This window comes from Streptomyces sp. FH025 (genome assembly GCF_017427025.1).
Classification (GTDB): Bacteria; Actinomycetota; Actinomycetes; order Streptomycetales; family Streptomycetaceae; genus Kitasatospora.
The window spans coordinates 1-5,509 of sequence record NZ_JAFLNG010000529.1; the positions used below are offsets into that span (position 1 = coordinate 1).

The following is a 5,509-nucleotide window of genomic DNA, read 5'->3' on the forward strand; positions in this document are numbered from 1 at the left end:
GACCTGGACGCCCGGGTGCTGATGCTCGGGGCCCCGATGGCGAGGTTCACCGCCTTCCACCTCGCGGACCTGCGGATGCCCGACGTCCGCATCAGCGAGTTCCGGTGCCGGGGGCCGGAGGGCTGGCTCTCCTTCAAGGCCCCCTACCTCGACGACCTCCACTTCGCCGACCTCGGGGTCCAGGTCCTGCGCGCCGCCACCGGCGTCACCTCCGCGCGCATAGGCACCGCCGAGTGCCACCTCATCCCCGTCCGGGAGGCGGTGGATCTCGCCGAGTACTTCCTCCGCCGGGCCCGAACCTGATTTCGAGTCAGCTGCCCGTGTGTTCGGGCTTGGTGTGGAGGACCTCGCGGGCCTGGTCGGCGGCGCGGGTGATGGCCTCGGAGACGAAGTCGAGGAAGCGGGCGACGTTCTCCATGCGGGCGGCGGCCGGGGTGTCGGGAACGAGGACGCCGACGCCCTGCCGTGCGATGACGGCGAGTTGGGCGGTGCCGTGGGCGCTGGCCATCATCGACTGGTACCAGACGTCGTCGTCGACGACGTAGCGCTCGCGGCGGCGTTCGTCGCGCTCCCGGCGGACGAGGCCCTGGCTCTCCAGGTAGGCGACCGCCTTGGAGACGGACGCCGGGCTGACCTGAAGGCGCTGGGCGAGCTCGGCGGCGGTGAGGCTGCCCGCGTCGGTGGTGAAGAGGCAGGACAGCACCCGGGCCATCATCTTGGGCGTTCCCGACTGCATGAGGACGGTGGTGAACACCTCCTCGTACGCGCGCACCGCCTCGGCGTCGCGCCCATGGGTCTGCGGGGAGGCGGTCGGCCCCCCGGGCTCGGCCTGCCGGCGGCGCTGGGCGCGGTGTGAGGTGGCGCGCTGGGCGAGGTCGGCGCGGTAGGCGGTGGGGCCGCCGTTGCGCATGACCTCGCGCGTGACGGTGGAGGTCGGGCGGTCGAGGCGCCTGGCGATCTCCGCGTAGGCGAGGCCGTCGGCCAGCCCCAGCGCGATCTGCTGGCGTTCCTGCTGGGTGAGTCTGCCTCCCGGCATCGCGGTCTCCTTCGTGGCGTGCGGCGGCTCCAGCATAGCGTTAACGTCCAGTTCATTGCAACGAACTTGGCGGGGTTCGTTGCGTTACGTTCGAGGCCGTTGCAATGATTTCTTGCCTCTGACTTGTGTTGATGGAGATTGCGCGCAACATGCTTGTTGCCTGAGCAGTGAACGCAACGTAGCGTTTCCGTTGTCAGAAAGCAGCGGGCCGAGGGGCCCGCGCCGCCGAAGAGGGAGACCGCGATGCAGAAGTTCGACACCACCGCCCCCGTCACCGCCGTCCTGGACATCCCCGCCGGGCGCATCCGGTTCATCGCCGCCGACCGGGCCGACACCACGGTCGAGGTCCTGCCCGCCGACGCCACGAAGAGCCGTGACGTGAAGGCGGCCGAGCGGATCGAGGTCACCTACGCCGACGGTCTCCTGCGGATCGAGACGCCGGAGCCGAAGAACCGGGTCCTCGGCAGCTCGGGATCCGTCGAGGTGACCGTCCAGCTGCCGGCCGGCTCCCGGGTCGAGGCGAAGGCGGCCATGGCCGAACTCCGGGGCGTCGGACGCCTCGGCTACGTCAGCTACGAGGCCGCGCAGGGCGCCGTCAAGCTCGACGAGACCGCCGGCGCCCGGCTCGCCCTCCAGGTCGGCGACATCACGGTCGGCCGCCTCGGCGGCCCCGCCGAGATCACCACCCAGAAGGGTGACATCCGCATCACCGAGGCCGTGCGCGGCACGGTCACCCTGCGCACCGAGATGGGCCGGATCGAGGTCGACGCCGCCCGCGGCGTCTCCGCCGCCATGGACGCCGGCACCAGCTACGGCCGCATCCACAACGCGCTCCGGAACACCGGCGAGACCGAGCTCGCCATCCACGCGACCACCGCCCACGGCGACATCACCGCCCGCAGCCTCTGAGAAACCTCGACGACGACCGAAGGGAAGACCATGAGCACCGTCCAGCACAACGCGGCCCAGGACCGCCCCGAACTGCGGAAGGCCGCCCAGGAGTTCGTCGACGCCGGCTTCGCCGGGGTGCAGCTGCGGGTGCGCGACGAGCGAGGCGAGTGGGTCGGCAGCGCCGGAGTGCACGAGCTGGGCGGCAGCGCCGCGCCGTCGACGGACGGGCAGTTCTGGATCGGCAGTACCACCAAGACCTTCGTCGCCACCCTGGTGCTGCACCTGGTGGCCGAGGGCGTGATCACGCTGCACACCCCGGTGGCCGACCACCTGCCCGAGTTCGGACTGGACGGGCGCATCACCGTACGGATGCTGTTGCAGCACACCAGCGGCGTGTACAACTGCACCGGCGAGCCGGGCCCTGACGGGACGTTCGTGCCCGGGCTCCCCTCGGTGGGCGAGGCGTGGGTGGACAACCGGTTCCGCAGCTACCGGCCCGAGGAACTCGTACGGTTCGCGCTGTCCGAGCCGGCCCGGTTCGAGCCCGGGGCCGACCAGAGCTACTCCAACACCAACTACACGCTGGCCGTCCTGCTGGTGGAGAAGCTCACCGGGCGGCCGTACGCCGAGGAGATGCGGCGGCGCATCCTGCGACCGCTCGGCCTGCACGGCACCGTGGTGCCGGGCGACTCGCCGGACATCCCCGGCCCGCACGCCCGCGGCTACTACCGCTACCAGGACGCCGGCGGCGAGTGGAAGGTCGTCGACGTCAGCCGCCAGAACCTCTCCCTGCTGGTCGGTGCGGGGGACATGATCTCGACCACCCGGGACCTCCAGACCTTCTTCCGCGCGCTGCTCGGCGGCGAACTCCTGCCCGCCCCACTGCTGGACGAGATGCGCAAGCCCCACGGGATGCTCGGCTACGGCCTCGGCCTGTTCGTCCAGGACCTCGGCCCCGAGGGCGGCACCATCGTTCACCACAACGGCGGCGCCCCCGGTGGCTACGGGGCGCTGATGATCAGCTCCTTCGACGGCAGCAGGACCCTCACCGCAGGGCTCACCACCGGCGACGCCGAGTCGGACCCGGCCCAGGAGTTCCCCAAGGCCCTCGACCGGCTCATCACCACGGTCTTCCGCACCCCCCACCCCGCATAGCTCCCTCCGCGCGGCTCCCCGTCGCCGCTTCGGCCCCGCCGAAGCGGCGACGATGCTCCAGGTCTTTGTGCGCAGGAAGTCGGCCGATCCGACTTCCTGTGCACAAAGCGCGATTACCCCAGATGGGGCGAGCCGGTCATGGGTTCAGAACAGGGGGTTACCGGGGTCATCCAGCCACGGGCGGTGCTCACCGGCGACGGTCACGGTCATGCCCAACCGGGCGGGGACGCAGTTCGACACCTATGCTGCGAGCTTCGACGCAGCGTGGAACGCCGCCCTACCGGTCGAGGAGAGCTGATCACGTGGCACGGACCGAGTTCTACGATGACCCCAACGCGCCCAAGCCGAACCGGCTGGCAGTGGCAGCATCCGCCGTGGTCACCGATGACGAAGGGCGCATCCTGCTCCAACGGCGCACCGACAACGGCCTGTACGCGCTGCCGGGAGGGACGATGGATCTCGGTGAGTCACTTCCGGGCGCGGCCGTTCGGGAGGTACGCGAGGAGACCGGCCTTGACGTCGAGATCACCGGGCTGGTCGGCACGTACACCGACCCCCGACACGTGATCGCCTACTCGGACGGAGAGGTCCGGCAGCAGTTCAACGTTTGCTTCACCGCGCGCATCACGGGCGGGGAACTCCGGATCTCGGACGAGTCCACCGATCTCAAATTCGTAGCCCCGGGCGACATCGGAGGCCTGGCGATGCACCCCACCCAGCGGCTCCGGCTTCAGCACTTCCTGGAGCACAGGGCAACTCCGTACCTGGGGTAGAGAGCCACAACGACAAAAAGACGCCCGGCCCTGGTGTGTGTGGGGGAAGTAGGCCCGCGTCCTCAGGGGGCCTGGGGACGCGGGCCGATTGGTGTGGTGCTGCGCAGGAAGTCGGCCTGGCCGACTTCCTGCGCACAGTGACACGTGGGGCGCGCGGGACGAGGTCTGGGAACACAAGGTATGGATGCCAATACTCTGTGTGTTCATCGTGTTCGTGGAGGTCGAGGAGCAATGACGCGCTACCTGAAATGGTCGGAGCACTTGCTGCCACTGGCGGGGATTCGGCAGGACGGTTGGCGTCGCCAAGTTCCCCATGGTGAATCTCAAGATCCGGTTCTCGGACGGCTCGTACGCGATCGGAGATGACGGCAAGGAAGGCGAGAAGTTCCGAGGGTGGGACGTGTGCGTGACCGCAGGCGACAGCAGGCTCTGTCCGACCACGGGCCGGGGCGACTGACCAGGGCGAACGCAAGTGAGGCACTTGATGGATTCCGCGTCCCAGTCGACGCCGAGAGCCCTGACCGGCCGCTATCGGGCGGTGCGGCCCCGGGTGGGCAGCGGTGCCGGTCATCCACCAGCTGAACACGTCGAGACCGCGACCGGGTTCGCTTTCCGGGCGCCCTCGTTGTGGCGGCTCGATCTCGGTGGTCGCATCGTCGTCCGCGACGGCAACCGTGCTCCATGGGTGTCACCAGGTCTCTCGTTCCCCGGCACCGGCTGGCCGTGGAACTTCGATCCTGACCCCGCACGGCTGGTCATGCCCGGCCTGCCGGAAGACGTGATGGCGGGCCGGCGGGGCCGGTGCGAAGGGCGGGAAGCCGTGCTGACAGAGGGTGTCGGGCCCGGGGATCGGCAGCTGCATCTGGTCATCGACAGGGAGACGGGCATTGTCCTGCGGGCGAGTGCTCCGGGTACGGCCTACGTTGAGGAGCTCGCCGACCTCGAATTCCCCGAGTCGTTGCCGGAGGAACAGTTCGTCGAGCCTGAGTGCGGTCCGGACCGACCGGACCGTTGGGAGCGCATCAGCGAGTACTACCGCACTCGGCCGCTCCCGGTACCCGCGTCCTGGCCGGGCCCGCTCGGTCGACTGTCGCCGATCGACGGCGATCCCGACACCGGCTTCCTGGTCCTGGACCTCGATACCCGGCCGGCGTCAGGCGCGCCGGGTGCGGCCCAATTGGTTCGCCAGCCGCTGGCGGATCAGCCGTACCTGTCGGGCTGGGCCCTCAACCCTGGTCATCATCTGCATCGTTGGCGTGACACGCACTGGCAGTGGACCCTGATCCTGGCGGATCATCCGCTGACCGTCGAGCAGTTGGACCGCATCCGTGAGGAGCTGGGGAACGCCGGATAGCCGCCCCTGTGCCCCCGGCGGGAGGCGACGGGGCACAGGGGATGAGGGTCAGCTCGCGGTGAAGTGGTCGAATTCGCCGGCCTTGGCGCCTTGGATCCAGGCGTTGAGCTTGGTGCGGGTGGTGGTGACGATGGTGGCGGGGTCGTCGGACTCGCGGATGTAGACCAGCTCACCGTCGGAGGCGACCTCCCGCCCCGGCGGCTACGGGGGCGCTGATGATCAGCTCCTTCGACCGCACCAGGACCCTCACCGCCGGCCTGACCACCGGCGACGCGGACTCGGACCCGGCCCAGGAGTTCC

The 5,509-nt window shown here is 69.8% G+C and carries 6 protein-coding genes; 5 read left to right on the forward strand and 1 reads right to left on the reverse strand.

What is annotated here, in order from left to right; genetic code table 11:
* The coding region (locus J0670_RS28550) for an AAC(3) family N-acetyltransferase (protein WP_207814575.1) at positions 1–303 on the forward strand (303 nt) is incomplete at its 5' end.
* A gap of 7 nt (positions 304–310) precedes the next feature.
* Here the strand turns inward: J0670_RS28550 and J0670_RS28555 are convergent.
* On the reverse strand, positions 311–1,036 hold the full coding sequence (locus J0670_RS28555) for a helix-turn-helix domain-containing protein (protein ID WP_207814576.1): 726 nt from the start codon (positions 1,034–1,036) through the stop codon (positions 311–313).
* 243 nt (positions 1,037–1,279) lie between these two features.
* Here J0670_RS28555 and J0670_RS28560 point away from each other — a divergent pair, with 243 nt between their 5' ends.
* From J0670_RS28560 to J0670_RS28575, 4 genes are all read left to right on the forward strand, one after another.
* Complete coding sequence (locus tag J0670_RS28560) at positions 1,280–1,945, forward strand: DUF4097 family beta strand repeat-containing protein (RefSeq protein WP_207814577.1); 666 nt, start codon at positions 1,280–1,282, stop codon at positions 1,943–1,945.
* Positions 1,946–1,975: 30 nt separating this feature from the next.
* Positions 1,976–3,082 (forward strand): serine hydrolase, encoded by a 1,107-nt coding sequence (locus J0670_RS28565; protein WP_207814578.1) that lies wholly within the window; start codon positions 1,976–1,978, stop codon positions 3,080–3,082.
* Between the two features lie 302 nt (positions 3,083–3,384).
* Positions 3,385–3,855 (forward strand): NUDIX domain-containing protein, encoded by a 471-nt coding sequence (locus tag J0670_RS28570; RefSeq protein WP_207814579.1) that lies wholly within the window; start codon positions 3,385–3,387, stop codon positions 3,853–3,855.
* Between the two features lie 484 nt (positions 3,856–4,339).
* Complete coding sequence (locus J0670_RS28575; protein ID WP_207814580.1) at positions 4,340–5,209, forward strand: hypothetical protein; 870 nt, start codon at positions 4,340–4,342, stop codon at positions 5,207–5,209.
* The last annotated feature ends 300 nt before the right edge of the window (positions 5,210–5,509 follow it).